Origin of the sequence: Bradyrhizobium sp. SZCCHNRI2009, assembly GCF_032485115.1 — a bacterium.
Lineage (GTDB): Bacteria > Pseudomonadota > Alphaproteobacteria > Rhizobiales > Xanthobacteraceae > Bradyrhizobium.
In genome coordinates, this window is the sequence record NZ_JAUEUH010000001.1 from 1,085,696 (window position 1) to 1,112,399 (window position 26,704).

Annotated in this window: 24 protein-coding genes and 1 tRNA gene; 12 read left to right on the forward strand and 13 right to left on the reverse strand. The window is 65.5% G+C overall.

The features are described from left to right. Window positions 1-59: 59 nt before the first annotated feature. Window positions 60-410: a hypothetical protein gene (locus tag QX041_RS04890; RefSeq protein WP_315714489.1), complete on the reverse strand. Its 351-nt coding sequence runs from the start codon at window positions 408-410 to the stop codon at window positions 60-62. Window positions 411-647: 237 nt separating this feature from the next. Here QX041_RS04890 and QX041_RS04895 point away from each other — a divergent pair, with 237 nt between their 5' ends. Continuing rightward, complete coding sequence (locus QX041_RS04895; protein WP_315714488.1) at window positions 648-1,274, forward strand: ParB-like protein; 627 nt, start codon at window positions 648-650, stop codon at window positions 1,272-1,274. Between the two features lie 5 nt (window positions 1,275-1,279). On the opposite strand, the gene QX041_RS04900 is transcribed toward QX041_RS04895, so the two are convergent. Both QX041_RS04900 and QX041_RS04905 read right to left on the reverse strand, forming a co-directional pair. Beyond that, complete coding sequence (locus QX041_RS04900; protein ID WP_315714487.1) at window positions 1,280-1,864, reverse strand: peroxidase-related enzyme; 585 nt, start codon at window positions 1,862-1,864, stop codon at window positions 1,280-1,282. A 159-nt stretch (window positions 1,865-2,023) separates the two neighbouring features. Then, window positions 2,024-3,778 (reverse strand): ATP-binding protein, encoded by a 1,755-nt coding sequence (locus QX041_RS04905; protein ID WP_316164589.1) that lies wholly within the window; start codon window positions 3,776-3,778, stop codon window positions 2,024-2,026. Between the two features lie 481 nt (window positions 3,779-4,259). On the opposite strand from QX041_RS04905, the gene QX041_RS04910 reads away from it, so the two are divergent. From QX041_RS04910 to QX041_RS04920, 3 genes are all read left to right on the forward strand, one after another. Then, window positions 4,260-4,781 (forward strand): Hsp20/alpha crystallin family protein, encoded by a 522-nt coding sequence (locus QX041_RS04910; RefSeq protein WP_316164590.1) that lies wholly within the window; start codon window positions 4,260-4,262, stop codon window positions 4,779-4,781. 170 nt (window positions 4,782-4,951) lie between these two features. Continuing rightward, window positions 4,952-5,869: a 3,4-dihydroxyphenylacetate 2,3-dioxygenase gene (gene hpaD / locus QX041_RS04915; RefSeq protein ID WP_315827378.1), complete on the forward strand. Its 918-nt coding sequence runs from the start codon at window positions 4,952-4,954 to the stop codon at window positions 5,867-5,869. Window positions 5,870-6,037: 168 nt separating this feature from the next. After that, on the forward strand, window positions 6,038-6,556 hold the full coding sequence (locus QX041_RS04920; RefSeq protein ID WP_316164591.1) for a hypothetical protein: 519 nt from the start codon (window positions 6,038-6,040) through the stop codon (window positions 6,554-6,556). A 72-nt stretch (window positions 6,557-6,628) separates the two neighbouring features. Here the strand turns inward: QX041_RS04920 and QX041_RS04925 are convergent, their stop codons facing one another. The 4 genes from QX041_RS04925 to QX041_RS04940 all read right to left on the reverse strand — a co-directional run bounded on the left by QX041_RS04925 (window position 6,629) and on the right by QX041_RS04940 (window position 10,439). After that, entirely contained in the window at window positions 6,629-6,787 is a 159-nt protein-coding gene (locus QX041_RS04925; RefSeq protein ID WP_316164592.1) for a hypothetical protein, read from the reverse strand. Between the two features lie 231 nt (window positions 6,788-7,018). Further along, the gene (locus QX041_RS04930) at window positions 7,019-9,247 is read right to left on the reverse strand and encodes a tetratricopeptide repeat protein (protein WP_316164593.1); all 2,229 of its coding nucleotides are present in this window, start codon (window positions 9,245-9,247) and stop codon (window positions 7,019-7,021) included. A 229-nt stretch (window positions 9,248-9,476) separates the two neighbouring features. Beyond that, window positions 9,477-9,550 (reverse strand) — tRNA-Gln (locus QX041_RS04935). A 181-nt stretch (window positions 9,551-9,731) separates the two neighbouring features. Next, complete coding sequence (locus QX041_RS04940; protein WP_315714478.1) at window positions 9,732-10,439, reverse strand: TetR/AcrR family transcriptional regulator; 708 nt, start codon at window positions 10,437-10,439, stop codon at window positions 9,732-9,734. Between the two features lie 167 nt (window positions 10,440-10,606). On the opposite strand from QX041_RS04940, the gene QX041_RS04945 reads away from it, so the two are divergent. Then, complete coding sequence (locus QX041_RS04945) at window positions 10,607-12,886, forward strand: arylsulfatase (RefSeq protein WP_316164594.1); 2,280 nt, start codon at window positions 10,607-10,609, stop codon at window positions 12,884-12,886. Between the two features lie 18 nt (window positions 12,887-12,904). Here the strand turns inward: QX041_RS04945 and QX041_RS04950 are convergent, their stop codons facing one another. Together QX041_RS04950 and QX041_RS04955 are read right to left on the reverse strand one after the other, a co-directional pair. Further along, window positions 12,905-16,045, reverse strand: coding sequence for a multidrug efflux RND transporter permease subunit (locus tag QX041_RS04950; protein WP_315749712.1), 3,141 nt, complete (start codon window positions 16,043-16,045; stop codon window positions 12,905-12,907). Beyond that, a complete protein-coding gene (locus QX041_RS04955; protein ID WP_315714473.1) occupies window positions 16,042-17,211 on the reverse strand; it encodes an efflux RND transporter periplasmic adaptor subunit in 1,170 nt (389 codons plus the stop codon). The genes QX041_RS04950 and QX041_RS04955 overlap by 4 nt, the downstream gene beginning before the upstream one ends. A gap of 158 nt (window positions 17,212-17,369) precedes the next feature. Here QX041_RS04955 and QX041_RS04960 point away from each other — a divergent pair, with 158 nt between their 5' ends. The 7 genes from QX041_RS04960 to QX041_RS04990 all read left to right on the forward strand — a co-directional run bounded on the left by QX041_RS04960 (window position 17,370) and on the right by QX041_RS04990 (window position 24,070). Beyond that, window positions 17,370-17,831: a MarR family transcriptional regulator gene (locus QX041_RS04960; RefSeq protein WP_315749714.1), complete on the forward strand. Its 462-nt coding sequence runs from the start codon at window positions 17,370-17,372 to the stop codon at window positions 17,829-17,831. A gap of 377 nt (window positions 17,832-18,208) precedes the next feature. Further along, window positions 18,209-18,469 (forward strand): hypothetical protein, encoded by a 261-nt coding sequence (locus tag QX041_RS04965; RefSeq protein WP_315714471.1) that lies wholly within the window; start codon window positions 18,209-18,211, stop codon window positions 18,467-18,469. Between the two features lie 259 nt (window positions 18,470-18,728). Then, complete coding sequence (locus QX041_RS04970) at window positions 18,729-21,149, forward strand: TonB-dependent receptor (RefSeq protein WP_316164595.1); 2,421 nt, start codon at window positions 18,729-18,731, stop codon at window positions 21,147-21,149. A gap of 2 nt (window positions 21,150-21,151) precedes the next feature. Beyond that, complete coding sequence (locus tag QX041_RS04975) at window positions 21,152-21,841, forward strand: Fe2+-dependent dioxygenase (protein WP_315714469.1); 690 nt, start codon at window positions 21,152-21,154, stop codon at window positions 21,839-21,841. A gap of 11 nt (window positions 21,842-21,852) precedes the next feature. Beyond that, window positions 21,853-22,791, forward strand: coding sequence for a tonB-system energizer ExbB (gene exbB, locus QX041_RS04980; protein WP_315714468.1), 939 nt, complete (start codon window positions 21,853-21,855; stop codon window positions 22,789-22,791). A gap of 6 nt (window positions 22,792-22,797) precedes the next feature. Next, window positions 22,798-23,265, forward strand: a complete 468-nt coding sequence (gene exbD, locus QX041_RS04985) for a TonB system transport protein ExbD (protein ID WP_315714467.1) — start codon at window positions 22,798-22,800, stop codon at window positions 23,263-23,265. Between the two features lie 16 nt (window positions 23,266-23,281). Next, window positions 23,282-24,070 (forward strand): TonB family protein, encoded by a 789-nt coding sequence (locus QX041_RS04990; protein WP_316164596.1) that lies wholly within the window; start codon window positions 23,282-23,284, stop codon window positions 24,068-24,070. Between the two features lie 21 nt (window positions 24,071-24,091). Here QX041_RS04990 and QX041_RS04995 read toward each other — a convergent pair whose 3' ends face one another. The 4 genes from QX041_RS04995 to QX041_RS05010 form a co-directional block, all read right to left on the reverse strand. After that, window positions 24,092-24,493: a hypothetical protein gene (locus QX041_RS04995; RefSeq protein WP_315714962.1), complete on the reverse strand. Its 402-nt coding sequence runs from the start codon at window positions 24,491-24,493 to the stop codon at window positions 24,092-24,094. A gap of 61 nt (window positions 24,494-24,554) precedes the next feature. Continuing rightward, window positions 24,555-25,235: a site-2 protease family protein gene (locus QX041_RS05000; protein WP_315714465.1), complete on the reverse strand. Its 681-nt coding sequence runs from the start codon at window positions 25,233-25,235 to the stop codon at window positions 24,555-24,557. Window positions 25,236-25,290: 55 nt separating this feature from the next. Then, window positions 25,291-25,680, reverse strand: coding sequence for a GFA family protein (locus QX041_RS05005; RefSeq protein WP_315714464.1), 390 nt, complete (start codon window positions 25,678-25,680; stop codon window positions 25,291-25,293). A 201-nt stretch (window positions 25,681-25,881) separates the two neighbouring features. Further along, complete coding sequence (locus QX041_RS05010; RefSeq protein WP_316164597.1) at window positions 25,882-26,628, reverse strand: SDR family NAD(P)-dependent oxidoreductase; 747 nt, start codon at window positions 26,626-26,628, stop codon at window positions 25,882-25,884. Window positions 26,629-26,704 lie beyond the last annotated feature (76 nt).

A 26,704-nucleotide genomic window follows, 5' to 3' on the forward strand; every position in this document is an offset into this window, starting at 1 on the left:
GCGGTTGTGGCGGGATTGTGATGCCTCGTCGGCCGCGGCAGCCGCGTCCAGCAGGGGGATCAGGGCGTGTAGGTCTCGGTGATGATGCGGGCGCAGTCGCGCCGTCCGGTCAGCAGGCAGTCCTGGGTCTTGCGCAGGTCGGCAATGCTCATCGCCAGCCAGATGCCGATCGCGGTCAACGCGACCGTGAAGGCGATGGCGGCGATGTTGGCCAGGATGCGGTGACGGAAGTCATCGGGCTCCTCGCGCGGCTGCTCATACCGGGAGAGATCGAGTGTCGGCCGCTCGCCCCGATGCAGCTGAATCGGCGGACTGCCGCCCTCGGTGACGCGCCGCACCGGACTGCTGCGCGGCCGGAACGGCACCACGCGATGCTCTTCCTCCGCTGCAATGGGGCGCTGGGACTTCATGCCTCGACTCCGATGGTCCTTTCTAGCACGCGGGCCCAACCTCTCACAAAGAAACTTTGCCATAATTGAGCTGCATCAGCAAAGCATCTCGCTCCTCGGATGCATCCAATCGGCGCCCGCTCCGCGGGTGATTGGAACCTGCCGCGGCCGGTCCGAACGGCGTCGCAGCTACGGGCAGATGCGCTGGAATGGCTCGGCAGGCGTGGCATAATGCTGATCATCCCCCGGAGCCCAGCCATGGCCAATACCCGCGAGCCGCTGCTTCATCCCGTGCCGATCCTGTCCCTGCGCCCGACGCAGATGACCGTGGGCATGCGCGAGGTGAAGGAGAAACGCGAGCGCTGGCGCGAGCACAAGTCGAAGAAGAAGCAGGCCGAGCTGCTCGGCAAGCACATGATCCCGGTGGTGCTTGGTCCCGATGAGCGGCACTACGTCGTCGACCACCATCACCTCGCCCGCGCGCTCCATGACGAGGGCGTCAAGGACGTGCTGGTCACGGTGATCGGCGACCTCTCGATGGTCGATCGCGAGGCGTTCTGGGGCGTGATGGACAACAAGCGCTGGGTCTATCCTTACGACGCCAAGGGCGAGCGGCGGCATTTCAAGGACCTGCCGAAGTCCGTCGCGAATCTGAAGGACGATCCCTTCCGCAGCCTGGCCGGCGAGCTGCGCCGCGCCGGCGGCTTTGCCAAGGACACGACGCCGTTCAGCGAGTTCCTATGGGCCGACTTCCTGCGCCGCAAGGTCAAGCGCAAGACGGTCGAGACCCATTTCGCCGCCGCCATGGAGCACGCGCTGGCGGCCGCAAAGAGCCACGACGCGGTCTATCTGCCGGGCTGGTGCGGGCCGGCGTCGGACGACTGATCGTCTCACTTGGTCTTCGGCAGCCGCCCCATCAGGTAGAACTCGTCGTTGGGCCGCATGCCCGTGACATTCGCGATCCGGTTCGACAGCGCGAAGAACGCCGCGATCGCGGCGATGTCCCAGATATCGTCGTCGCCGAAGCCGTGGCCGGCCAGCGCCTTGAAATCGGCATCCCCGACCGTTTGCGCCTCGAGCGCCACCTTCATCGCGAAATCGAGCATCGCCCGCTGCCGTGGCGTGATGTCGGCCTTGCGGTAGTTGATCGCGATCTGGTCGGCGATCAGGGGATTCTTGGCGCGGATGCGCAGGATCGCGCCGTGCGCGATCACGCAATATTGGCACTGGTTGGCGCTCGAGGTCGCGACCACGATCATCTCGCGCTCGGCCTTGGTCAGCCCGCCGTCCTTCTCCATCAGCGCGTCGTGATACGCAAAGAACGCGCGGAACTCGTCCGGCCGGTGCGCAAGTGTCAGGAACACGTTGGGCACGAAGCCGCTCTTCTCCTGCACGCCGAGCAGGCGGGTGCGGATGTCGTCCGGCAGCGCATCGATTGCGGGGACGGGGAAGCGGCTGATGGCGGGCTGGGTCATGGCAACGGGTCCGGCATGCGTGGCAGGGGGCGAACCTTAGTCGATCGCGGCGCAGGCGCAACGGGCCAGCTCGGTCCATCACCCGCCAGTGGTGGAGCGCCCGCAACGCCTCCCTGGCAGCCGTCGTCGATCGGGATTTGAGGAGGGCCGCCGCCGGGTCTAGCGCAGCGGCTTCTTCAGCAGCGAGAAGCGGTCCGGGTCGAGACCCATCGACGGCTGCAGCATTGGCGCGTCCAGCGAGGCGGACAGGCTGCCGCGATCTCCGAGGTTGCCGGCGCCGCTGTCGCCGCTCGACGCGTCCCGGCTCGAGGTCGCTCCGCGCCAGCGCTCCAGCACGGCACTGACGAAATGCATGTCATGTCCGGCATTCACCGAGCGGACGGTGGCGATCGTCGCCTCGCTGCGCGGCAATTGATGCAGCGGCACCTCCTTGAAGCGCAGCCGGGTCGGCAGCGCGACGCCTTCGCCGAACGCCAGCACCTCGCGGGTGCCGAGCGAGGGAACGAAGGAGAGCAGGTTGGCGGCGGCATCCGACACCGCCGAACGCAGCAGCGACTGGTCGCGCTCGTTGGCGAGCCGCATCGTGAACAGCGTGTTGCACTGGGAGATGATGGTGGCGTCGAGCTCGGCCGGCCGCTGGGTGATCAGGCCGAGATAGACGCCGTATTTCCGGCCTTCCTTGGCGATGCGCGAGATCGCCTTGCGGGTCGGGCCGAAGCCGATCGAGCGGTCGGCCGAGGCGTAGCGGTGCGCTTCCTCGCAGACGAACAGCAGCGGCGAGACGCCGTCGCTCCACAGGCCGAAATCGAACGCCATGCGGCACACGACCGAGACCACGGAATCGACCACCTCGGCCGGGAAGCCGGCGAGCTGCATGACCGTCATCGGCCGGCCGTTGGCCGGCAGGCGGAACAGGTGGCTGATGACCTCGGCCATGGTGTCGCCGCCGACATTGGCGTTGTCGAACATGAAGGCGTAGCGCGGGTCGTTGCGTACCGTCTCGATCCGCGAGATCAGCTTGTGATAGATGATGCGCGAGGAGCGGTTCTCGAGCTTGCCCATGCGCTCGTCGATCAGGTTGATCAGGTCGACGAGGCGGTAGGGCACCGGCGTATCGACGGTGTAGCCGACGGTCTTCGGGTCGATGCGCTTGAGCCCGATGCGGTCCGTGTTCTGGTATTGGGTGTAGATGCCCTTCGCCAGCGGGATCACTTCTGCCAGGATGTCGAGCTCTTCCGGCACGCCCGGTCGGCCGCCGAACAGGACGTCGACGATCTCCTCGAAATTGAACAGCCAGAACGGCAGCTTCAGGTTGCGCGGGTTCAGCACCAGCGCCTTTTCACCAAAGCAGCGGCCATATTCGTTGTGGACGTCGAGCAGGAAGATACGCAGGTTCGGCCGCGCCTTCAGGATCTCGTTGAGCAGCAGCGACACGCCGGTCGATTTGCCGACGCCGGTCGAACCGAGCACAGCGAAGTGCTTCGACAGCATTTCCTCGACATTGACACAGGCGCGTACGGAGGTGTCCTGCTGCAGCGCGCCGATGTCGATGTGGTCGCCGGCGGTCGGCGTGTAGATCGTGCGCAGCTCCTCGCTGGTGATCATGTCGACGGCGTCGCCGATGGTCGGGTAGTGGGTGACGCCGCGCTGGAACTTGGGCCGTTCGGCCGGCCCGAGAATCTCGCCGAGCAGGTCTACCGAAGCCGTCGCGACGTATTCGCTGGCACGCGAGAGGTCCTCGCTGGTCACCTCGGTGATGATCGCAATGATCGTGGCGCTCGGGCAGCGAATGCTGATGAAACGGCCGACTGTCGCGCGGATATCGGAGACGTTCATCTGCTGTGTCGACAGAATGCCGACGCGGGCCTGGGAGCCCCGCACCGAGATCACGCGTCCGAAGGATGTCACGGTCATGAAACCTGTGGTGAATTGTTGAGTTGACACCTTCTCTGCTGGGACTGGAAAATTTGTTAAGCGGGCAATGTTTGTGAACGCGCCGGCCGCCCAGCCCGGCGGTCGGAGGGTCCCGCGGGGCGTTGCGATCGCACCTCCTCAATCGGGCCTAAGACCTTGCACCGTAAGGCTTTCTGCATCCTTTCCTCAGGCGTCGCGCGAACCGTCCGGGTTAACGTCCGGTTCACCATCTCCAAGGCTCTTCCTGTACGGCTCTTCGGCTGTGGAGGCCGCGGCACCGAAAGAGATCTGGAGGGGCTGCCGCGCCGATCCGAACCCGTCCAGCCGCTCAGCGATTTGATCGCAATCAATCTGGAACCCGGGCGTGCCGGCTATATTTTTCCCGTCAAGCGCGAGGGAGCGGATGCCGGCCGATCAACGAAATCGGTCGCGCCCATGCCGTTGCGGACCCGATCCTCGCGTGAAGCAGGAGGATGATGTTATGGCTGAACCTACCAAGCTGCCCGTCAACACCGAGAAGGCAGGTGCGCCATCCATGCAGGGGTGGCGGCCGTTCGAGAACCTGCGCCGCGAGATCGATCGCGTGTTCGAGGACTTCCATGGCGGGATCTGGCGCACGCCGTCGCTGTTCGACCAACTGCCGAGCCTGGCCCGCGCACGGTCCTTTGCCGTGGCGCCGGCGGTCGACGTCGCCGAGCACGACAATGCCTATGAGGTCACGGCTGAGCTGCCCGGCCTCGACGAGAAGAACGTCGAGGTGAAGGTTGCGAGCGGCGTGCTCTCGATCAAGGGCGAGAAGCAGGAGGACAAGGAGGAGAAGAAGAAGGACTATTACGTCCGTGAGCGCAGCTTCGGCTCGTTCGAACGCTCCTTCCAGATCCCCGACGGCGTCGACACCGACAAGATCGAGGCCGTGTTCAAGCAGGGCGTGCTCAAGGTCACCCTGCCGAAGAAGCCCGAGGTACAGAAGGCCGCCAAGACCATCGACATCAAGGCGGCGTGACCGCATCTCGTGGCTTTCCGTCCCATGATCATGGGACAGACGATGGATCGGACGCCAAGGAAGGGCCGCGCGTGCGGCCCTTTTTTTCGCGGAGCTGCAGGGGTAATCTGCCTTCCAAGCAAACGGTCGGCGATGCCGGCCGGGGGAACGACCGGAAGGGAGACGAGAGGATGGGCAAGCTCGCACTGGCGGCCAAGATCACGCACGTGCCGTCGATGTATCTCAGCGAGCTGGATGGTCCGGCCAAGGGCAAGCGACAGTCGGCGATCGACGGTCATATCGAGATCGGCCGGCGCTGCCGCGAGGCCGGCGTCGACACCATCGTCGTGTTCGACACCCATTGGCTGGTCAATGCCGGCTACCACATCAATTGCGCGCCGCATTTCGAGGGGCTCTACACCTCGAACGAGCTGCCGCACTTCATCGCCAACATGACCTATGAATACGACGGCAACCCGGAGCTGGGCCACATCCTCGCCGAGGGCGCCAACGCCCATGGCGTTGCCACCATGGCCCACGATGCGACGTCGCTGGCGCTGGAATACGGCACCTTGGTGCCGATGCGCTACATGAACCCCGACCGCCACTTCAAGGTCGTCTCCGTCTCGGCGCTGTGCACCTCGCATTATCTCGCCGACAGCGCCAAGCTCGGCTGGGCGTTCCGCCGCGCGGTCGAGGATCATTACGACGGCACGGTGGCCTTCTTCGCCTCGGGCTCGCTGAGCCATCGCTTTGCCCAGAACGGCACCGCCGACGAGTATCGCGACCGGATGTTCAGCCCGTTCCTGGAGCGGCTCGACCACGAGGTGATCCAGATGTGGGAGCACGGCGAGTGGCCGGATTTCTGCGACATGTTGCCGGAATATGCCAGCAAGGGACATGGCGAGGGCTTCATGCACGATACCGCCATGCTGCTGGGCGCGCTCGGCTGGAACCACTACGACCGCGGCGTCGAGGTGGTGACGCCGTTCTTCCCCTCATCGGGGACGGGCCAGATCAACGCGGTGTTTCCGGTCTCGCCGATGCCGCAGGCGCTGGACGACGTCGGCCGGCCGCGCGCCGCCGCACTCGCGGGCGGTCGGCTGTAGCGCCTCTCACCAGACCTCCGCATGCCCGAGCATCTCGATGATGTCCTCGGGATAGACCTGATCGGCGGTTGCCGTGAGCTCGGCTGGTCGCCGCCATTTGCTCGGTGTTGAACCGCGGCGTCGGCCGCGCGACCAATGCGGGACGGATCGGAGGCCGGTGACCGTTCAATGCTGACGAGAATTCTGCTGCTGACCGCAATGCTCATCGCGCCGGGCATTGCCACTGCGCAGGCGCCGCATCGCGAAGCCTGCAACGTCGAGGCCGACGTCACCGACCGCGATCCGAATGGTGCCAATGTCCGTGCCGAGCCTGGCGGCAGCATCGTCAAGGTCCTGAAAAATCCGACCAGCGATGGCTGGATCGTCGTGCATCTCGTCGCGCAGCAGGGCGACTGGTTCGAGATCGACCGGGCCATGCTGAACGACGTCGATCAGGGCAAGGAGACCGTGATCTTTCAGGGCAGGGGCTTCCTGCATCGGAGCATCGTCGGCGCCGGTGGCCTGCAGAACGGCGCGGCGATCTACCGCGATCACGCCACATCGAGCGCGAAGCTCGACCCGCATGCGAGCGGTGACCAGGCGGTCGAGCTGCTCGGCTGCTTCGGCGACTTCGCCCAGATCCGCGTCAAGAAGGGCATCGGCTGGACCCGGCAGCTCTGCACCAACATGGTGACGACCTGCTCATGACAGCGTGCGCTCGCCGAGCTCCGTAGCGGGCAGCCCGTTGACCACGGCTGCGTTGCAGGTCGTCGCGCCTGTTCAGGCCGCGCGCTGCTGGTGCTGCGACAGCCGCTCGCGCTCGCACCGGCACCCGGCCGCGAATTGGCGCAGCCGCTCGATCGTCAGCGCGTCGGTGATGCTCCGCTCGAGCCGCTCGGCCCGCTCGATCTGATCGTCGAGGTCCATCAGCTTGGTCATGTCCCGTCTCCCTGGCCAGACAATTTGAAGCAAATTGCATCGTTCCGGCCGGATGAGGATCGTGGTGAATGACGGGTTAATTCCGTGATCGGGCGCACGCTGGAAGGATCGTCCCGGCGAGCCGACGATGGATCGGCCGGACTGCGTCGTCGATGCACCGCAAGCGTCGGCATGGGTCGAACGGCGCACGGGCGCGACGCTGTGCCGGCCCGACGAGATCTGATTCGAGCGCTAGCCGGTCGTCGCTCGTGCGCAATAGTCACGCCAGAACGTCCGGTATCCCTGTTCCACATGCTGCGTGTAGAGCGCGCCGTTTCCGGCGGCTGAATTCAACACCCTGGCGGGCAGCTCGGCACGGAGCGAGGCAAGCTCGCCGGGCCGCGAGCAGAATTTCAGCGCTGTCGCGAGATAGCCTTCGTCGTCATCGGCGACCCACGCGTCGAGGCCGACTGCCTTGACGATCGCGCCGCCCGCCCGTGCCGAGGGGGTGCTGCCGAGCTTGGTGACGACAGGCACGCCCATCTGCAGTGCCTCCCACGTCGAGATGCCGCCGTTTTGCGGGAACGGATCGAGTGCGATGTCGATATCGGCGAACGTCGCAAGATGCTCCTCGCGCGACGTCTTTCCGACGCAACGGACGCGTTCCGCGGCGATGCCGTGGGCGACGAAGCGGGCGATCAAGCCGTCGCGCAGCAGGGGATCGTTCATCGCATGGTTCTTGACGACGATCATCGAGCCCGGCGTCGCAGCCATCAGCTTCGACCATAGAGCCAGAGTCGGCTCCGAAAACTTGTCGGCGCGATTGAACGAGCCGAAGGTGACGTGGCCGTTGCGAAGCATCGGCAGCGGCGACGGCGGAATTGGAGGCGGCGGTTCGATCGTGATCAGCGACGGCAGATCGTAGATCTTTTCGGCAAACAGATGCCGGACCGCGGCCGGAATCGTCACCGCATCGGCCAGCAGATAATCCATCACGGGCAATCCGGTGCCAGTGACGCTGCCGACGGCCGAGACCTGGATCGGGGCAGGCTTGCGCGCAAACAGCGTGAGCCGGTGGCCGGCGGAATGTCCCGAGAGGTCGACGAGGATGTCGATCTTGTCGGCCCGGATCTGCTCGGCGAGCTTGTCGTCGATCAACTGCCAGGCCTCGACCCAGCGATCGACCAGCGAACGGCACAGCTCGGTCTTGGCGTCCCTCGTCGGTGAACACGAATAGCCGACGATTTCGAACCTGGCCCGATCGTGATGGCGAAGGATCGGCAGGAAGCCGAGCGCCGCCGAATGCTCGCGGAAATCGGACGACACGTAGCCGACGACAAGGCGCCGATCCGGGTCCAGATTCCGCTCGCCGAGCGGCAGACGTGGCAACCGCGCGCCGATCGCCTCCCACCAGTGTCTCCGTTCTGCCTGGAGACGTTCGACCCCGACGTCGGGCAGGAAATCCAGCGCGAAGATCTTCTTGGTGATCGCGTCCTCGTAGTCCGGGTTGATCGCGAGCGCGCGGTCGTAGTCCGCAATCGCCGTGGCGATGTCGCCTTGCATCGCGGAGCAGACCCCGAGCAGGGTCCAGGCGCTCTCCTGCTTCGGATTCTGCGCCAGCATCTTGTCGATGAGCGAGGTCGCCAGGGCGATGTTGCCGCGGACGAGCGAAACCGTGGCCTTGCCGCGCAGGGCGTCTTCCAGCAGCGGTTCGAGGGCCAATGCCGCGTCAAAATCGGCTTCCGCCTCGTCGAACTTGCCCTGCTCCTGATAGGCTCGCCCGCGCTGGGCGAGAGCAGGGGCCGCAGTCGGATTGATCGCCAGCGCCGACGTCAGCGCGGCCACTGCAGTATCGAAGTTCCGCAGGTTCATGCTGACCAGGCCCTTGCCGAACAGGGCCGTCAGCAGCCGCGGCTGCAGCGCGAGCGCGCGATCGAAGCTCTGACCGGCGTCTTCGTACCGGCCCGTGAGCAGCAGCGCCATCCCGCGATTGGCGTGGGCGTCGCCATAGCCGGGCTTCAGCGCGATGGCGCGGTCGTGCGCTGATATCGCCTCGTCGAAACGCGACAGGCTCATCAGCGCATTGCCGAGATTGGTGAGCGCAGTCGGGAAGTTCGGCTGGAGTCCGATGGCGCGTTCGTAGCAGGTGCGAGCCTCGTCGTAGCGGCCGAGCCGGAACAGCGACAGGCCGAGATCGGACTGGGCTTCGGCCGAGCGCGGGTCGACCTCGATCGCGCGTGCCAGGACGAGCACGGCTTGGTCGAAACGGCCGCAGTCCCGTTCGGAGACGCCGAGCAGATGCAGAGCGCCGAAATGCTGCGGCAGGTCCTGCAGGATCTGCTGGCACAGGGCCTGAGCCTCCGGATGCCGGCCTTCGCGGTAGGCCTTGACCGCCGCCGGCAACAGCACGTCCGCCTGTTTCTTGGCCCGCTTTTGCAGCCTTGCGTTCTGGAAGGCACGGGAGCCGACGCTGCTTTGCAAGTGTTTCCTCCACAGAACCGGTCCATTGCTCGCAATGGTTGTTCCGTTCTCGCCGATTCGCAATGAGCAGACGTTAACGCGCGGGACGCGTGCCGAAGGGGTGGTGGACGCCGCAGCGTGTCCGCGCCTTGAGGATGGATCTCGTGCCCAAGGCAAAAACGACCCCGATGCTTCTCAGATCACGAGGATGAGGCTGTCGTGCTTCAGGCCGTCGCGGCAGTGATCAAGCTGGCTGGGGAACCTGGATTCGAACCAAGACAAACAGAGTCAGAGTCTGTTGTGCTACCGTTACACCATTCCCCACCGGAATGCCCTGCAGTTTCAAGCAATTGCCGCACTGTCTGGCACCGTTTTGCGCGCCGGCCGGCAAAGCAGGGCGGCGACGACGGGTCCTTCTACCCGCATGTCTCAGGCTTTGGCAAGCCGCTGGATGACGGATTTCCAACGTGCTCTGCCGCCCCGCCGCGCCACGGGCCGGCAGGGTCTAGCGCTTGCCTCTCGCGGCCTGCGGCTTTCGCGGCGCGCCGTCCGGGCCGGCGCGCAGCAGCAGGACCAGGCAGGCGCCGAGCCGTTCCGCGATCTCGTCATCGTCGATCGACAGCGGGCCGGGATCGTTGAGGACGGCGTTCACCAGGGTGCCGAGCACGACCTGGACGCCGAACGCGACCGTCTTTCGCGCCTCCGCTGTTCGCGACCGCGTGCGCGAGGCCGGGCCGGCGCGCCGGCCCGCAGGCAGCAGGAGCAGCGCCGCGCGCTCCGACAGTGCCTGTGCCAGCTCCTTGAAGCCGCTCCAGTGGTTCGGTCCGGGCTCGCTGCGCACGAGCGCTGCGCGTAGCACGCCCTTGTGACGGCGCATCCACAGCACGGTGCCGCGCACCAGCAGGTGGCATTGCGGGTCGCCCGCGCGGACGGGATCGGGCGGCGGGAGTCTCAAGAGCTGTTTCCGCCCGTCCGCCAAAGTGAGCGCGAGCAGGGCGTTGAAGTAGGCCTCCTTGCTGTCGAACCGGCTGTAGAAGGCGCCGACCGTTGCCCCGATATGCGCACAGAGGTCGCTGATCGACAGCTCCGCGAGGCTGCGCGTGCGCAGCAGCTCCTCGCCGGCCATCAGCAGGGCAAGCGTCGTCTCGCGGCTGCGCTGCTGCCGCGATGGGGTCACGCCGGGCAGGTGGTCCGGCGCGATCCGCTGCGGCATGTCGCTGGCTCCATCTGGAATAATAATAATAATTATGATTATGATCCGAGGCAAGCCTGGCCGTGCCACCCAGCCCCGGGGCGTCGCGGATCCCAGAGCAATCACAACGATAAACTCGTACGGGCTGCGAGGCGCAGCCGGGACGCGAGCGAGAGGGAGGACGAGGCATGAGCGAGCCCGCATTCGGCGGTAGGATCGGCAGGACCATCGCAGGCTCCAGACCCTGGTGGCCGGCGCCGCAGCAGCCGCCGAAGGGCGCGCCCAACATCCTGGTGGTGCTGTTCGACGATGTCGGCTTCTCCGATTTCGGCTGCTACGGCTCGCGGATCCGCACCCCCGCGATCGACGGGCTGGCCGCGCAGGGCCTGCGCTATTCGGGCTTCCACACCACAGCGATGTGCTCGACCACACGGGCGGCACTCCTGACCGGTCGCAACCATCATTCAGTCGGCGTCGGCTGCCTTGCCAATTTCGACTCGGGCTATCCCGGCTATCGCGGCAAGATCGCGCGCGAGGCGGGGACGCTGGCCGAGATGCTGCGCGCCCATGCCTATCGCAACTACATGGTCGGCAAATGGCACGTCACGCCCTTGACCGAGAGCGGCGCGACCGGGCCGTTCGACGGCTGGCCGCTGGGGCGCGGCTTCGACCGCTTCTATGGCTTCCTCGACGCCGAGACCGATCAATATGCGCCGGAGCTGGTGCTCGACAACACCCATGTCAGCCCGCCCGGCAGCTACGCCGACGGCTATCACCTGACTGCCGACCTGGTCGATCAGGCGATCCGCTTCATCGCCGACCACACGGCCGACCGGCCCGAGCTGCCATGGTTGACCTGGCTCGCGCTCGGCGCCTGCCACGCGCCGCATCAGGCGCCGCACGACATCATCGAGAGCTACGACGCGGTCTTCGCCCATGGCTGGGACGCCGAGCGCGCGCAGCGGCTGGCGCGGCAGAAGGCGATGGGGCTGGTGCCGGAGAGCACGGACCTGCCGCCGCGCAATGATGGCGTGAAGCCCTGGGAGGCCCATTCCGAGGATGAGCGGCGCGTCTTCACCCGGCTGCAATCGGCCTTCGCCGGTATGCTCGATCATGCCGACCTGCATCTGGCCCGGCTGCTCGCTTTTCTCGACAAGACCGGCCAGCGCGACAATACGCTCGTGATCGTCATGTCGGACAATGGCGCCAGCCAGGAGGGCGGGCCGCTCGGCTTCGTCAACGCGATGGGACCGTTCAACTTCAAGCCGGAGCCGATCGCCGAGAAGCTCGCGCGGATCGACGACATCGGCGGGCCGGATACGCACTCGAACTTCCCGCATGGCTGGGCGATGGCGTCGAACACGCCGCTGCGCCGCTACAAGCAGAACACCCATGGCGGCGGCATCCGCGATCCCTTCATCGTCTCCTGGCCGCAGCGCATCGCGGCGCGCGGCGAAATCCGCCACCAGTTCGTCCATGCCTGCGACCTCGTGCCGACCCTGCTCGACCTGATCGGCATCGATGCGCCGGCCACGATCGCGGGTGTGCCGCAGATGCCGCTCGAGGGCGTGAGCTTCGCCGCCTCGATCACCGATCCGGCGGCACCGTCGAAGCAGGTCGCGCAATATTTCGAGATGTTCGGCCATCGCGGCCTCTGGCACGACGGCTGGAAGGCGGTGGCCTTTCACCCGTCGGGCACGCCGTTCGACAACGATAGATGGGAGCTGTTTCATCTCACGCAGGATTTCTCCGAGACGCACGATCTCGCAGCCGCCGAGCCGGAGCGGCTCGCGGCACTGGTGAAGCTGTGGTGGGAGCAGGCGGAGGCGCACCAGGTGCTGCCGCTCGATGATCGCTTCGGCCCGCGCTTTGCCGAGAACGCGGCGCGTTTCCACGGCGCGCGCACGCGCTTTACGTTCCACGCCGGCATGGGCCATGTGCCGACCGACGTCGCGCCCGACGTGCGCAGTCGCGACTATCTGATCGAGGCCCACGTCGAGATCGATGCAGAGGGCGCATCCGGCGTGCTCATCGCCCATGGCGATGCGACGTCGGGCTACAGCCTCTACGTCAAGGATGGTCATCTCGTGCACGATCTCAACATCGGCGGCCGGCACGAGATCATCAGCTCGACCCGCCCGGTGCCGGCGGGATCGCATCGCCTGGGTGTCCGCGTCGAACGTCTCAGGCGGCAGACCGAGCCCGCCAAGGGCGCGCGCACCGGCATGAGCCGGTACACGTTGCTGATCGACGGCGAGGAGGCCGGCGCGCTGACGACGCAGCTCGCCTTCCACACGCTGATCTCCTGGTCGGGGCTCGACATCGGCCATGACCGCGGCAGCCCGGTGTCGGACTATGCGGCGCCGTTTGCGTTCACCGGACGGCTCTCCCACGTGACCGTGACGATGCAGGACGAACAGAGTCTGGACGGCGAGGGCGTCGCCACCGCCGAGATGGCGCGGCAGTAGGCGACGACAAGCGGCGGACTATTCCGCCGCTTCCTTGACCGGACCTGCGGCCGCGGTCTCGGGCTCGTGGTCGATGTGCGTACGGCCCCAGCGCGCGAAGGCGTTGTTGACCTTGTCGAGATAGAGATAGACGACCGGCGTGGTGAACAGCGTCAGCATCTGGCTGACGATCAGGCCGCCGACCATCGCATAGCCGAGCGGCTGGCGGATCTCCGAGCCGGTGCCGTTGCCGAGCATCAGGGGCACGCCGCCGAGCAGGGCTGCCATCGTCGTCATCATGATCGGACGGAAGCGCAGCAGGGCGGCCTGGCGGATCGACTGCTCGGGCGGCAGATGCTGGTCACGTTCGGCGGCGATGGCGAAGTCGACCATCATGATGCCGTTCTTCTTCACGATGCCGATCAGCAGAATGACGCCGATCAGCGCAATCAGGCTGAAATCGTAGCCGAACGCCATCAGGATCGCGAGCGCGCCGACGCCGGCCGAGGGCAGCGTCGAGAGAATCGTGATCGGGTGAATGTAGCTCTCGTAGAGGATGCCGAGGATCAGATAGACCACGACGAGGGCGGCGAGGATCAAGAGCGGCACGGTCGACAGCGACTGCTGGAACGCCTGCGCAGTGCCCTGAAAGCTCGAGTTCAAGGTTGCCGGCGCGCCGAGCTCGACCATCGCGCGCTGCACCGCATCGGTGGCTTGGCCGAGCGCGACGCCCTGGGCGAGGTTGAAGCTGATCGTGATCGACGGAAACTGACCCTGGTGGCTGATCGACAGCGGCCGCACCGGCACGTTGGTCCAACTGGCGAAGGTCGAGAGCGGCACCTGGTCGCCGGTGGTCGGCGATTTCACGTAGAGCTTGTTGAGCGTGTCGATATTGCCCTGCAGTTCAGGCAGGATCTCCAGGATCACGCGGTAGGAGTTGAGCTGGGTGAAGTACTGCGCGACCTGGCGCTGGCCGAACGCGTCATACAGCGTGTCGTCGATCAGCTGCGGCGAGATGCCGTACCGCGAGGCGGTGTCGCGGTTGATCGTGAGCTGCACGGTGGTGCCGTCGGCCTGCTGGTCGGTGGCGACGTCGCGCAGCTGCGGCAGCGAGCGCATCTTCTCCAAGATCTTCGGCGCCCACTCGTTGAGCTCGGCGAGATTGGAGTCCTGCAGCGTGAACTCGAACTGGGTTCGGGACGGCCGGCCGCCGAGGCGGACGTCCTGCGCGGCCTGCATGTAGAGCCGGGCTCCCTCGACCTTCTCGAGCTGCGGCCTCAGGCGTGCGATGATCTGCTGCGCCGATGCATCACGCTCGTCACGCGGCTTCAAAGTGATGAACAGATTGCCGGTATTGCCGGCGCGGCCGGAACCGCCGATCGCCATTGCGACGCTGGCTACGCCCGGATCATCCTGCACGATCTTGGCCAGCGCCTCCTGGCGCGACTGCATCGCCTTGAAGGAGATGTCCTGCGACGCCTCCGACGCGGCGGTGATCAGGCCGTTGTCCTGCTGCGGGAAGAAACCCTTGGGGATCAGCACGAACAGGTAGATCGACAGGCCGAGCGAGGCGAAGAACACCATCAGCGTGGCGAAGCGCCAGCGCAGTGCGATGTCCAATCCCTTCTCGTAGGCCCTGAGCAGCGCCTCGAAGCCGCGCTCGCTCCATTGGTAGAATTTGCCATGAGCCTGGTGGCCGCCGCGCAGGAAACGCGAGGCCATCATCGGCGTCAACGTCAGCGAGACGAACATCGAGACGAAGATCGTCATCGCCAGCACGACCGCGAATTCGCGGAACAGGCGCCCAATGATGCCGCCCATCAGCAGGAGCGGGATCAGCACGGCGACCAGCGAGATCGAGATCGAGACAATGGTGAAGCCGATCTCCTTGGCCCCCTTGTAGGCGGCAGCCATCGGGGACTCGCCTTCCTCGACATAGCGAGAGATGTTCTCGAGCATGACGATGGCGTCGTCGACGACGAAGCCGACCGCGATCGTCAGCGCCATCAGCGAGAGGTTGTCCAGTGAATAGCCGACCCCCCACATCATCGCGCAGGCGCCGAGCAGCGCGAGCGGCACGGTGATCGTCGGGATCACCGTGGCCCAGAAGCTGCGCAGGAAGATGAAGATGACCATGACCACGAGAAAGATGGTCAGGAGCAGCGTGAACTGGACGTCCTCGACCGCGGCACGGATGGTCGTCGTGCGATCCGACATCAGCTCGACCTTGATGGCCGGCGGGATCGCCGCAACAAGGCGCGGCAGCGTCGCCTTGATCTTGTCGACGGTTTCGATGACGTTGGCGCCAGGCTGCTTGAAGACCACCAGGAACACGCCGCGCTTGCCGTTGGCCCAGGCGGCCTGCTTGGCATCCTCCGGCCCGGTCACCGCCCGGCCAATGTCACGGACGCGCAACGGACCGCCATTGCGGTAGGCGATGATGACGTCGTTCCAGTCCTTCGATTCGGTGAGCTGGTCATTGGCGTAGATGGTGTAGGCCCGACGCTCGCCATCGATGTTGCCCTTCGGGCTGTCGACCGTGGTGATCGCGATCTGGCTGCGCACGTCCTCCATCGAGAGGCCCTTGGCGACCAGCTTGGCCGGGTCGATCTGGATACGGATCGACGGCTTCTGCTGGCCGCCGATGATCACCTGGGCAACACCCGAGATCTGGCTGATCTGCTGCGCGAGCTGCGCATCGACGGAGTCGGAGACCGTCGTCAGCGGCAGCGTCTCGGACGTGGCGGACAAGATCAGGATCGGCGCGTCCGCCGGGTTGACCTTGCGGTAGGTCGGCGGCGACGGCAGGGTCTTGGGCAACTGGCCCGAGGCAGCGTTGATGGCGCCCTGGACGTCGTTGGCGGCGCCGTCGATGTTGCGGTTCAGGTCGAACTGGATCGTGACCGATGCGGTGCCCAGGTAACTGGTCGATGTCATCTGGGCGATGCCGGGGATCTGTGCGAATTGCCGCTCCAGCGGCTGGGCGACCGAGGTCGCCATGGTCTCAGGGCTGGCGCCCGGCAGATTGGCGGTCACCTGGATGGTCGGGAAGTCGACCTGCGGCAGCGGTGCGACCGGCAGCAGGGGGTAGGCGACCAGGCCGATGAACAGGATACCTGCCATCAGCAGCGAGGTGCCGATGGGGTATTTGATGAAGGGTGCCGAGATGCCGCCGTTCATTCCTGCCGGACCTTAGCTGGCGCCGGCTCCGAGCTGGCCACCGCGGTGGTCACGACCGAGCCTGGCTGAACTTTGAATTGACCGCCGGTGATCACCTGCTGGCCGGGGGTCAACCCCTCTTCGACGACGGTACGGCCATCGAGCGAAACGCCGACCTTCACCTTGCGCAGCTCGGCCTTGCTGTCCGGGCTCACCGTGTAGGAATACAGCCCGTTGGTCGAATGCTGGACGGCGTCGTCGGGAACCACCGTGGCATCCTTCAGCGTCCGCACCAGCAGCCGCGTCGAGACCGACTGTCCGGGCCACAGCACGTGGTCCTTGTTGTCGAACACCGCCTTCAGCCGGATCGTTCCACTCGACGTGTCGACCTGGTTGTTCACGACCATCAGCTTGCCCTCGGCGAGCTGCTTCCTGCCGTCGGTGGTGAACGCGATCACCTTCAAGGGAGCGGTCTTCTGCGCCTCGTTGATGTAGGGCAACTGCTCCTCCGGCGCGGTGAAGATCACCGCGATCGGCTCGATCTGCGCGATCGAGACCATGCCGGTCTGGCTCGAGGCGTTGACGATATTGCCGATGTCGACCTGGCGGAGGCCGGCGACCCCGGAGATCGGCGCCTTGACCTGGGTGTAGCTGAGCTGGGTCTGGGCATTGGCGATCGCGGCGTCGTCGGCGGCGATCTGTGCCGTGAGCTGTGCGACGGTGGCGCGCTGGGTGTCCTGCTGCTGCCGGGTCGCGAACTCGCCGAGCTTGGTGGTGCGCTGCAAATCGAGATTGGCGTTGTTGAGATTGGCCTCGTCCTGCGCCCGCTTGGCCTTGGCCTGGTCGAGCGCGGCCTGGAACGGCCTCGGGTCGATCTCGACCAGCAGGTCGCCCTCTTTCACAAGCTGGCCTTCGGTGAAGGCGATCTTGTCGATCTGGCCGTCGACGCGGGTGCGGACCTGGACGGTGTTGAAGCCTTGCACGGTCCCCAGGCCGGTGAGGAAGACCGGGAAGTCCGTCTTCTCGACCGGCACGGTCGAGACCCGAACCGCCTGCGGTCGGGCCGATGTCTGCTCAGCGGTCTTCTTCGCTGCCTCGGCGCCCTGATGACGCTGCCAGCCGTAATAGCCGGCGCCGCCGAGAGCCGCGACAAGCAGGATCCAACCGAGGGTTCGTGATGTCTTCATGCTGGCCCATATGCTGAGACGAACAGGATAACCGGTCTTTAAAACCATTCCCAGCATGCCAGATATAGTACGCACGCAATTAATGTGTAAACACACGAGCGCGTGGACAAACCTAAACAATCGGCAAGCTTCGAGGAAGCGCAAGGGAGTTCACAGCCATGTCGCTGGATATGAGACGTCAGCTCGTTGCGCAGCTTGTCGAAAGCTCGCGCATCCTGCGCAACTATATTGATCATCGTGCCAAACAGCGCGGCACCACCCGCGCCCAATGGGTGGTGCTGTTTCGGCTGCGCGCGCATGAGGGGATGTCACAGGTCGATCTCGCAGAAGTGCTGGAACTGCAGCCGATTTCGCTGGTGCGTCTGCTCGACAGGCTGGTCGAGCAGGGGCTGCTGGAGCGCCGGCACGATCCGAGGGATCGCCGCGCGAACCGTCTCCATCTCACCGCCGCGGGACGAGAGCTCGTCGATGATCTCGACGAGCTGCGCGATGCGATCGCCGGCGACGTTCTGCACGACATTCCGGACGAGGCCGTAGCCACCAGCCTGTCCACGCTCAGGGACCTGAAGGATCGGATCAAGACGCTGTCCGATCCGAAAGCCGAGGTGGCGCTCAAATAGCCGAGCCGCGGCGCAGACCGTTCTGATCCCATCTTGAGTTGCGTCGTACAATAAAACATCTTGAGTGCGAAAAATGGCGGGGAAGCTTGCCGTTGCCGCGGCGTGGCCTGCGCGAGAGCAGGGCGGTCTGCGGCGATCCTCTGCCGCCATCGTCGGCCGGCGCGCCGCGCCGGACCATTCGCCGGCCGCGCGGGTCTCTCGTGCGAATGCCGCACTCCGACCTATTCTCGCCGTCTTGTCGCGCCCGATGGGAGCTGATTAGAAGCCGATGGGTCCCGCCGCCGTCATGGCGCCGTCGGGCCGCGGCAGGATTCAACCGGAGCGAGGCTGTGTCGCCGACGATGCGCCGTGCGACGATAGCGAATGGGGAGCTCACGATGGAAGAACTGAATGGAAAGATGCTCGCGTGCCAGATCCTGGTCACCGGCCTGATCGCGCGCGTCGCCAACGAGCAGCGCGATCCGTTGCGTTTCCTGACCGATTTTCGCGATGAGATCAGGGCCGTCGTCAAGGGCGTGCGGATCGCGGGGATCGATGATTCCGATCGCGTGCGCCAGATCGCGGTGCAGACCGTGGACGAGCTGTTCTCGCTGATGAAGCCGCCGAGCAGCGACGCGCCGGCTGGCTCGTCGAACTGACCTGCGCCGGGGTTACGCCCGACGCGGTGCTGATTCGACGGCAGCGCGAGTCAAATCGCGCTGTTTAGAACGATTTCAAGTTCCGCATGTTGTTAGTTGAGCGTTTTTAGAATTGTTTTGATCTGGAACTATTCAAGGCCAAATTAGGGCTCCTCAAATTGACCCCCTGAAACGCGCCCGATACCAACGACACATCGTCGCACTGCGAATGATCCGCGTAAGCGATGTGGAATGAAGATCTGGGGCGCGTGAAAATAAAATGGGACAGGTGATAGCACCGCGTTCGCTGCGTGGGGTCGCAGCGATGAGGTTCAATGACGGACGCGGAGAGGGGCCCTCCGTCACCAAGGTGTCGGCGGTGGCCGGGCTGATGGCGGTGGCATCGATGTCGTCGGCCGAGGCGCAACCGGCGTCCGACCTGCCGCCCGTCAACGTCGATGCGCCGATCGCGCGGGCCAAGCCGACGTCCTCCAAGCCGACCGCCGAGCAGGTCCGCGCGCGCAATGCCCTGCGCCGCGCGGCGGCCCGTCAGCAGTCGGCGCAGCAGGCCGCGGTGGCGTTCCCGAACGCAGGCGGACTGTCCGCGCCGGACGCCAACCCCTACGCGGACGCAGCCGAGCCCTACAAGGTCAACCGCGTGCAGGCGTCGGGCAAGTTTCCCGAGCCGCTCCTGAACACGCCGAAGACGATCACCGTGATGAGCAAGGAAGTGCTTGCCGACAAGCACGTCACCGCGCTCAAGGAGATCGGCCGTTCGACCGCCGGCGTCACGCTCGGCTCGGGCGAGGGCGGCAATGCGTTCGGCGACCGCTTCTTCATTCGCGGCTTCGATGCCCGCAACGACGTCTTCATCGACGGCATCCGCGATCCCGCGGTGTCGATCCGCGAGAACTTCTTCACCGAGCAGATCGAGATCCTGCGCGGTCCGGCCTCGTCCTATGCCGGCCGCGGCACCGCCGGCGGTGCCATCAACATCGTCACCAAGCAGGCTGGCGATACGAACTTCAAGCGGATGGATACCGAGTTCGGCACCGACCAGCAGAAGCGCGTCACGCTCGACGTGAACCAGGTGATCTCGCCGACCTTCTCGGTGCGCACCGGCGGCCTGTTCCAGGACTCCAATGTGGCGGGGCGCAACTTCGTCACCGATGACCGCTGGGGCGCCTTCCTCTCGACCAAGTGGACGCCGATCGACGATCTCAAGATCACGACGAATTATGTCCATACCGATCTGTCGGGTTATCCGGATTTCGGCGTGCCCTACTACAAGCAGGGCAACGTCCCCGTGACCTCGGCAGGCATTCCGCGCGGCACTTGGTATGGCTTCCTCAATCGCGACTTCCAGACCGCGCGGCAGGATTTCGGCACTGCCGCAGCCGAGTACAAGGTCAACGAGGCGATCACCCTCAGCAGCAAGTTCCGCGGCGAGCACTCGCTTCTCAACTATATCGGCACGTTGCCGCAGGGCCCCAACACGACCAGCCCGAATCCGCTGCTCTGGACCACGACGGCGAGCGCACAGAGCCGCTACCAGACGGTGGACGTGTGGGCCAACCAGAACGATGCGACGTTCAAGCTCGATACCGGCGGCGTCAAGCACACCGCGGTGCTCGGCACCGAGTTCTCGAACGAGAACATCTCGATCGATCGCTACACCGGACTCTCGTCCGAATTGTTCGGCGGCGGCTCGACCAGCTCGGGCGCGGTTACCGGCGTCAACGTGTACTCGCCGCAATACACCTACATCCCATTCAGCAATACGCCGTCGCTGATCGGCAACCCGACGCGCTACGGCGTCAACACCAACAGCGTCTACGTCATGGACACGGCCAACTGGCAGGACACGGTCATCCTGAACGGTGGGGTGCGCTATGACGGCTACAACATGAGCTCGTCGACCAATTCGCCGAAATACCTCAAGATGAACGCCGACCTGGTCAACTACAATGTCGGCCTGGTCTACAAGCCGATGCCGATCGGCAGCATCTACGCGGCCTATGCGACCTCGGCCAATCCGTTCGGCTCCGAACTCGACGCCACCGGCACCGATTACGGCGGCGTGCCCGCCAACACCGCGGTCCTGCTCGGACCCGAGCGCAACAAGGCGGCCGAGCTCGGCACCAAATGGGAGCTGGTCGACCGCCATCTGCTGGTCTCAGCCGCGCTGTTCCAGACCACCAAGGACAATGCCCGCGAGACCGTCGGCGGCCTGCTCACCTCGGGCGCGGCCTACCGCATCCAGGGCATCGACATCGAGGCCGAAGGCAGGCTCACCGATCGCTGGAGCATCTTCGGCGGCCTGGTGCTGATGCAGTCGAAGGTCACGCAGAGCGGCGTCGCCTCCAACATCGGCCTGCAGCTCGCCAACATCGCGCATCAGTCGTTCAGCATGCTGTCGAAGTACAAGCTCGACAATGGCTGGGAGATCGGCGGGCAGGCGGTCTACCGCTCCAAGGTCTATGGCGGCACCTTCGCGGCCAACACCGGCAACGAGCTGCCGAGCTACTGGCGCTTCGACGCCTTCGTCGAGAAGAAGCTCGACGCGAACTGGACCATGAAGCTCTATGCCCAGAACCTGACCAACAAGCTGTACTACGACACGCTGTATCGGAGCGCGGTGCCGTTCGTCGCCGTGGCCCCGGGGCGCGCCTTCTACATCGTCACCACTGCGAAGTTCTGATCATGCTGATCTGCATCCCGGACGTTCTGTCCAAAGACGAGGTCGCCGACTTCCGCCGCATCATGGATGCGGCGGAGTGGGAGGACGGCCGCTCGACGGCCGGGGCGCAGTCGGCCATGGTCAAGCGCAATGAGCAGTTGCCGCCCGACGGCGAGGCGGCGCGGGTGCTGGGCCAGCGCATCATCACGGCACTGACGAAGAATCCGCGCTTCCTGTCGGCGGCGATCCCGCTGCAGATCTTTCCGCCTTTGTTCAACCGCTACACCGCCTCGCGCGGCGACCATTTCGGCATCCATGTCGACAATGCCGTGCGCGGCGATCCGCGGACCGGCCTGCGCATCCGCACCGATCTGTCGATGACCTTGTTCCTGGCCGAGCCCGACAGCTATGACGGTGGCGAGCTTGTGATCGAGGACACCTACGGCTCGCACGAAGTCAAGTTGCCCGCGGGGCACGCGGTGCTGTATCCGTCATCGAGCCTTCACATGGTCACGCCGGTCACGCGCGGCTCCCGGGTCGCCTCTTTTTTCTGGATGCAGAGCATGATACGGGATGCCCACGTCCGGAGCATGATCTTCGATCTGGACGCGGCGATCCAGAGCTTGGCGGACCGCCTCGGGAGGGACGATCCCGATGCTGTCAAGCTGACCGGCATCTATCACAATCTGATCCGGCAATGGGCCGAGGTCTAATGGGCCGAGATATGATGACATCGTTCCTCGTTAGGTTTGCAATCGTCCTGTCATGTCTGTCTGTTGCTGCGGGGCTACCTGCACATGCGCAGCAGGAGCCGGCCAGGTCCGCCCCGGCGGTCTCGACCGATCTGTCCGCGCCGGCGCCGGGCACAGCCCAGACGATGGCCCCTCCCGCGTCGGGACAGGTCGCCCCAACGGCTGCCGCCCCGGTGGGCATCGAGACCGGCGCCCGCAATGGCAAGTCGGTGACCACCGGGCTGGACGAGCTGTCGCCGTTCGGCATGTTTCTCAAGGCCGACATCGTCGTCAAAGCGGTCATGATCATGCTGGCGCTGGCCTCGATCGCAAGCTGGACGATCCTGATCGCCAAGAGCCTCGAATTCTCCGTCCTGCGCCGCCGGCTGGTCGTCGCGCTGCGCAAGCTGACCGGGGCGAAGTCGCTGGCCGAGGCCCATCTTGCGCTTGGTCAAGGCAAGACCGTCGCGGCATTGCTGCTGCAGGCTGCGATATCAGAGGCACGGCTGTCGGCCGGGCTCGGCAGTGACGAGGGCATCAAGGAGCGCGCAGCCTCGAGCTTCACCGAGATCGTTCGAGCCGAAGCGCGCAGGGTCCGCACCGGCATGGGCCTGCTCGCCACCGTCGGCGCGATCTCGCCCTTCGTCGGACTGTTCGGTACCGTCTGGGGCATCATGAACAGCTTCATCGGCATTTCCAGATCGCAGACCACCAACCTCGCGGTGGTCGCGCCGGGCATCGCGGAAGCGCTGCTGGCGACCGCGATCGGTCTGGCCGCGGCGATTCCGGCCGTGATCATCTACAATCACTTCTCGCGGGTCACGAAGGGCTATCTCGAGCTCGTCAACCGCGCCTCCGGCACCACCGGACGATTGCTGTCGCGCGATCTCGATCGCAGCCATACCGGCCTTCACGTCCGGGCGGCGGAGTAGCCGAGGATGGCCGTCTCGCTCTCCGAAGGCGATCTCGACGACGATTTCGACGAGACCCACGACATCAACGTGACGCCGTTCATCGACGTCATCCTGGTGCTGCTGATCATCTTCATGGTGGCCGCGCCGCTCTCGACCGTCGACCTGCCGATCGACCTGCCGTCCTCGAGCGCCACGCCGCAGAAGAAGCCGGACAAGCCGACCTATGTCTCGATCAAGCCCGACCTGTCGCTGGCGATCGGGGAAAATCTGGTCAAGCGCGTCGATCTCGTGCGCGAGCTCGATGCCATGACCGATCAGCCGAAGGACCGGCCGATCTTCCTGCGCGCTGACAAGCTGGTGCCCTATGGCGAGCTGATGGGCGTCTTGGAACTGCTGCGCGCCGGCGGTTACACCAAGATCAAGCTGGTGGCGCTGGAAGCGCCGCCTGCCGCGGCCGTGCAGGTGCCGCCGGCCCAGCCCGCGCAGCCGTGAGGAGCGCCGGCTTGTGATGAGCGACCTCGACATCGGGCACTCCCCCTCGCGCCGTCTCTGGTTTCTGGCGATCATGGGCGCGCTGATCCTGCATGTCGGCGGGGCCGCGCTGGCGCTGACGCATCTGAACGACGACGAGGACGCCGGCGGCCTCGGCGCGGCGGGCGCCGAGGTCATCGACATCGATATGGGCTCGCCGAAGGTCGAGGACGACGAGGTTCCGGTCGGACAGGACTCGGTAGCGCAGACCGCCGCTCCGCAGATGCAGGAGCAGAAGGCCGAGGTCGAGCAGACCGATCTGCAGAAGGATGTGCCGACCACGACCGAGGAGGCCGACCGCGAGGTCACGACCTCTGACGTGAAGAAGCCGACCGAGGAGCAGAAGGTCGCGACGGTCCAGACACGGGCGTCGGAGGCGCAGGAAGCCTCCGAAGACAGCGCGCGCAAGGCCCTGGACGAGAAGGTTCCTGAAGCCGAGAAGACCAAAGCGCCGAATGCCGGTATCGGCAAGGACGTGCAAAGGCTGACGGCCAATTGGGGCCGCAAGATCAGCGCCTATTTCGAACTGCACAAGAAGTATCCATCCGGAAAGAAGGCCGCTGCCCAGCTCAAGCTGGCGCTCGTGCTCAATCGGCTCGGCCGTGTCGTCTCGGTGGACGTCAAGGAAACGTCCGGCGATCCGGAGTTCGATCAGGCCGCCCTCAGCATGGTCCGCCGTTCGGATCCCGTGCCAAAGCCTCCCGCGGGCCTCACCGACGACGAGTTCTCCTTCATCCTGCCGGTCAAGTTCAACCCGCCGAAATGAGCGGGTGGGGTTCGGCTGACCTCACTGCCAATACAGCCTGACTCCGACGTAGACCACGCAGAGCGCGGCGAAGATCAGCGCAACCGGCAGCTTGCGCGGAGCGGTCGTCCCGCTTTGCGCCGCCTTCTTCGGCGGCAGCTTGCGGAAGGCGGTGACATTGCCGGTCACCGGCTCGGCGGCGACCGGCTTGACCTCGGGCGGGGCGCCGCCGCCGCCCATCTCGGCATAATAGGCCTTGTACATCTCGCGGATGGTGGCCTCGGTCGCCTCGTCCTCCGGCATGTCGCCGAGGCGGGCCTTGTAGCTTGCCAGGAAGTCCTGCGCCGCCGGCGGCAGGCCGGAGGCGCCGTTCAGCTTGGCGATCATCTTCCAGGTCGCGAAATCGGCACGGGCGCGGGTGTCGGCGCGGCGTGCGATCATCATGTCAGCGGCTTTGACCAAGAGTGCCTCGGGGCTCGTTCGTTACCATCCCTGACGGGTAGATCTAGACATTACCCGTCAATAGCAGAAGCAGCTGCTTCAGAGAATCGGTCGTGGCGCGGAGCAGCCCCGACACGAGATCAAGATTGAGACCAAATTGGGAACCCGCCAGCGGCAGGAGGATCAGACATCCGATCAGAATCAGCATGCCATACGGCTCGAGCCGGGCAAGCGGCCGCGCCAGCGCCGCCGGCAGCACGCCCACCGCGACCCGGCCGCCATCGAGCGGCGGTATCGGGAGCATGTTGAACACGGCGAGCAGGATGTTGAACGAGAAAATATTCCACAGATTGCTGGCCACCCACCGCGCCGCCTCCGGTGGAACCAGCGGCAGGGCGTGGAACGCCAGTCCGGCCGCCAGCGCCAGCGCGATGTTGGTGGCCGGTCCGGCCAGCGCCACCATCACCATGCCGGCGCGCAGCGGCTTCAGATTGCGAAAATCGACCGGCACCGGCTTGGCGTAGCCGAACAGGAACGGCGAGCCGGACAGCAGCAGCATGCCCGGCAGCAGGACGGTGCCGAACGGATCGATGTGCTTGAGCGGGTTGAAGCTGACGCGACCGAGTCGCAACGCGGTGTCGTCGCCGAACCGCCAGGCGACGAAGGCGTGAGCAGCCTCATGAAAGGTGATGGCGATGATGATCGGCAGGATCCAGACGGAGATGCCGTAGAGCGAGATGTTCAAGGATCGGGGTTCCGGACGCGTTACCGCCTTACATAGGCACGATGGTTCCCCGATGCTACGCGGGATTCTCCGGAAATTGCGGCAGGCCGTCGCTGAGCTGCACCCAATCCATCTTTTCCGAGACCCAGATGTGCTCGGTCGGGGCAAAGGCGTTGCGGTCGTCGAAGCAGGCCAGGGCCACGCCGACAACCGGGCGCGTCCTGCGCCATGAGAACAGCCTGACGCCGCAGCGCGGGCAGAACATGCGATCGAGCGCGTCGGAGGAGGGGAAGCGCGCGGTTTCGCCGGTGATCGTCAGCGCGTCGTGCGCGAACAGCGCGCGGGCGAAGAACGGCGCGCCCGTCGCCCGCTGGCAGTTGCGGCAGTGGCAGACGCGTACGTTGATCGGCTCGCCGGTGCATTGGAAGCGCACCGCGCCGCAGAAGCAGCCGCCGTGGTGGGTCATGGTGGGACCTCCAACTGGTCATGATCTCTCGCGATCGTCAGCAGTACCGGAACGGTTCTGCCTATCGCCGTCATTGCGAGCGCAGCGGCGCCGCGGAGCAATCCAGGGCCGCGCGAGGAGCTCTGGAGTGCTTCGTCGGCTTTCGCCTCCTCGCAATGACGATTTCTCGGTGAGGACGGGCTCTATCGATCGGCACGCCGACTAATAAGTTGCGCGGCCACCGGAAATGTCGAATACGGCGCCGGTCGAGAACGAGCACTCTTCCGAGGCGAGCCACGACACCAGCGCGGCGAGCTCTTCCACCAGCACGAAGCGGCCTTTCGGGATCTTCGACAGCATGAAGTTGATGTGCGCTTCCGTCATCTGGTCGAAGATGGCAGTCTTCGCCGCGGCGGGCGTCACCGCATTGACCGTGATGTTGTGCTGCGCCAGCTCCTTGCCGAGCGACTTTGTCAGCGCGATCAGGCCGGCTTTGGACGCGGAGTAGTGCGCAGCGTTCGGGTTGCCCTCCTTGCCGGCGATCGAGGCGATGTTGACGATGCGGCCATAGCCCTGCTTCAGCATCACCGGCACGATTGCCTTGGCGCAGATGAAGGGACCGTCGAGATTGATGCGCAGCACCTTGCGCCACTCCTCGAGATCGGTCTCCCACACCGTCTTGTTGATGCCGGCGATGCCGGCATTGTTGACCAGGATGTCGATGCTGCCGAACGCGGCCAGCGTCGCGTCACGGGCGCCTTCGACCGCTTGGGTGTCGGTGACGTCGACCTGCAGCGCCAGCACCTCCGGACCGATCGCCTGCGCGGTCTTCTCCGCCAGCGCGATGTCGTGATCCCAGATCGCAACCTTCGCGCCCGACGACTTGAAGCGCTCGGTGATGGCGCGGCCAAAACCTTGCGCGCCGCCGGTGACCACGGCGCAGCGGTTGGTAAGGTCGATGTGGTTCATGATGTTTCCCCGGTCGATCTTTGTTGTCGTCATTCCGGAGCGCGCGCAGCGCGAACCCGGAATCTCGAGATTCCGG

Excerpts from the sequence above, each read along its gene's own strand:
- QX041_RS04890 (WP_315714489.1), bottom strand. The coding sequence starts at position 410 with ATGAAGTCCCAGCGCCCCATTGCAGCGGAGGAAGAGCATCGCGTGGTG.
- QX041_RS04895 (WP_315714488.1), top strand. The coding sequence starts at position 648 with ATGGCCAATACCCGCGAGCCGCTGCTTCATCCCGTGCCGATCCTGTCC.
- QX041_RS04900 (WP_315714487.1), bottom strand. The coding sequence starts at position 1,864 with ATGACCCAGCCCGCCATCAGCCGCTTCCCCGTCCCCGCAATCGATGCG.
- QX041_RS04905 (WP_316164589.1), bottom strand. The coding sequence starts at position 3,778 with ATGACCGTGACATCCTTCGGACGCGTGATCTCGGTGCGGGGCTCCCAG.
- QX041_RS04910 (WP_316164590.1), top strand. The coding sequence starts at position 4,260 with ATGGCTGAACCTACCAAGCTGCCCGTCAACACCGAGAAGGCAGGTGCG.
- hpaD (WP_315827378.1), top strand. The coding sequence starts at position 4,952 with ATGGGCAAGCTCGCACTGGCGGCCAAGATCACGCACGTGCCGTCGATG.
- QX041_RS04920 (WP_316164591.1), top strand. The coding sequence starts at position 6,038 with ATGCTGACGAGAATTCTGCTGCTGACCGCAATGCTCATCGCGCCGGGC.
- QX041_RS04925 (WP_316164592.1), bottom strand. The coding sequence starts at position 6,787 with ATGACCAAGCTGATGGACCTCGACGATCAGATCGAGCGGGCCGAGCGG.
- QX041_RS04940 (WP_315714478.1), bottom strand. The coding sequence starts at position 10,439 with ATGCCGCAGCGGATCGCGCCGGACCACCTGCCCGGCGTGACCCCATCG.
- QX041_RS04945 (WP_316164594.1), top strand. The coding sequence starts at position 10,607 with ATGAGCGAGCCCGCATTCGGCGGTAGGATCGGCAGGACCATCGCAGGC.
- QX041_RS04950 (WP_315749712.1), bottom strand. The coding sequence starts at position 16,045 with ATGAACGGCGGCATCTCGGCACCCTTCATCAAATACCCCATCGGCACC.
- QX041_RS04955 (WP_315714473.1), bottom strand. The coding sequence starts at position 17,211 with ATGAAGACATCACGAACCCTCGGTTGGATCCTGCTTGTCGCGGCTCTC.
- QX041_RS04960 (WP_315749714.1), top strand. The coding sequence starts at position 17,370 with ATGTCGCTGGATATGAGACGTCAGCTCGTTGCGCAGCTTGTCGAAAGC.
- QX041_RS04965 (WP_315714471.1), top strand. The coding sequence starts at position 18,209 with ATGGAAGAACTGAATGGAAAGATGCTCGCGTGCCAGATCCTGGTCACC.
- QX041_RS04970 (WP_316164595.1), top strand. The coding sequence starts at position 18,729 with ATGGGACAGGTGATAGCACCGCGTTCGCTGCGTGGGGTCGCAGCGATG.
- QX041_RS04975 (WP_315714469.1), top strand. The coding sequence starts at position 21,152 with ATGCTGATCTGCATCCCGGACGTTCTGTCCAAAGACGAGGTCGCCGAC.
- exbB (WP_315714468.1), top strand. The coding sequence starts at position 21,853 with ATGATGACATCGTTCCTCGTTAGGTTTGCAATCGTCCTGTCATGTCTG.
- exbD (WP_315714467.1), top strand. The coding sequence starts at position 22,798 with ATGGCCGTCTCGCTCTCCGAAGGCGATCTCGACGACGATTTCGACGAG.
- QX041_RS04990 (WP_316164596.1), top strand. The coding sequence starts at position 23,282 with ATGAGCGACCTCGACATCGGGCACTCCCCCTCGCGCCGTCTCTGGTTT.
- QX041_RS04995 (WP_315714962.1), bottom strand. The coding sequence starts at position 24,493 with ATGATGATCGCACGCCGCGCCGACACCCGCGCCCGTGCCGATTTCGCG.
- QX041_RS05005 (WP_315714464.1), bottom strand. The coding sequence starts at position 25,680 with ATGACCCACCACGGCGGCTGCTTCTGCGGCGCGGTGCGCTTCCAATGC.
- QX041_RS05010 (WP_316164597.1), bottom strand. The coding sequence starts at position 26,628 with ATGAACCACATCGACCTTACCAACCGCTGCGCCGTGGTCACCGGCGGC.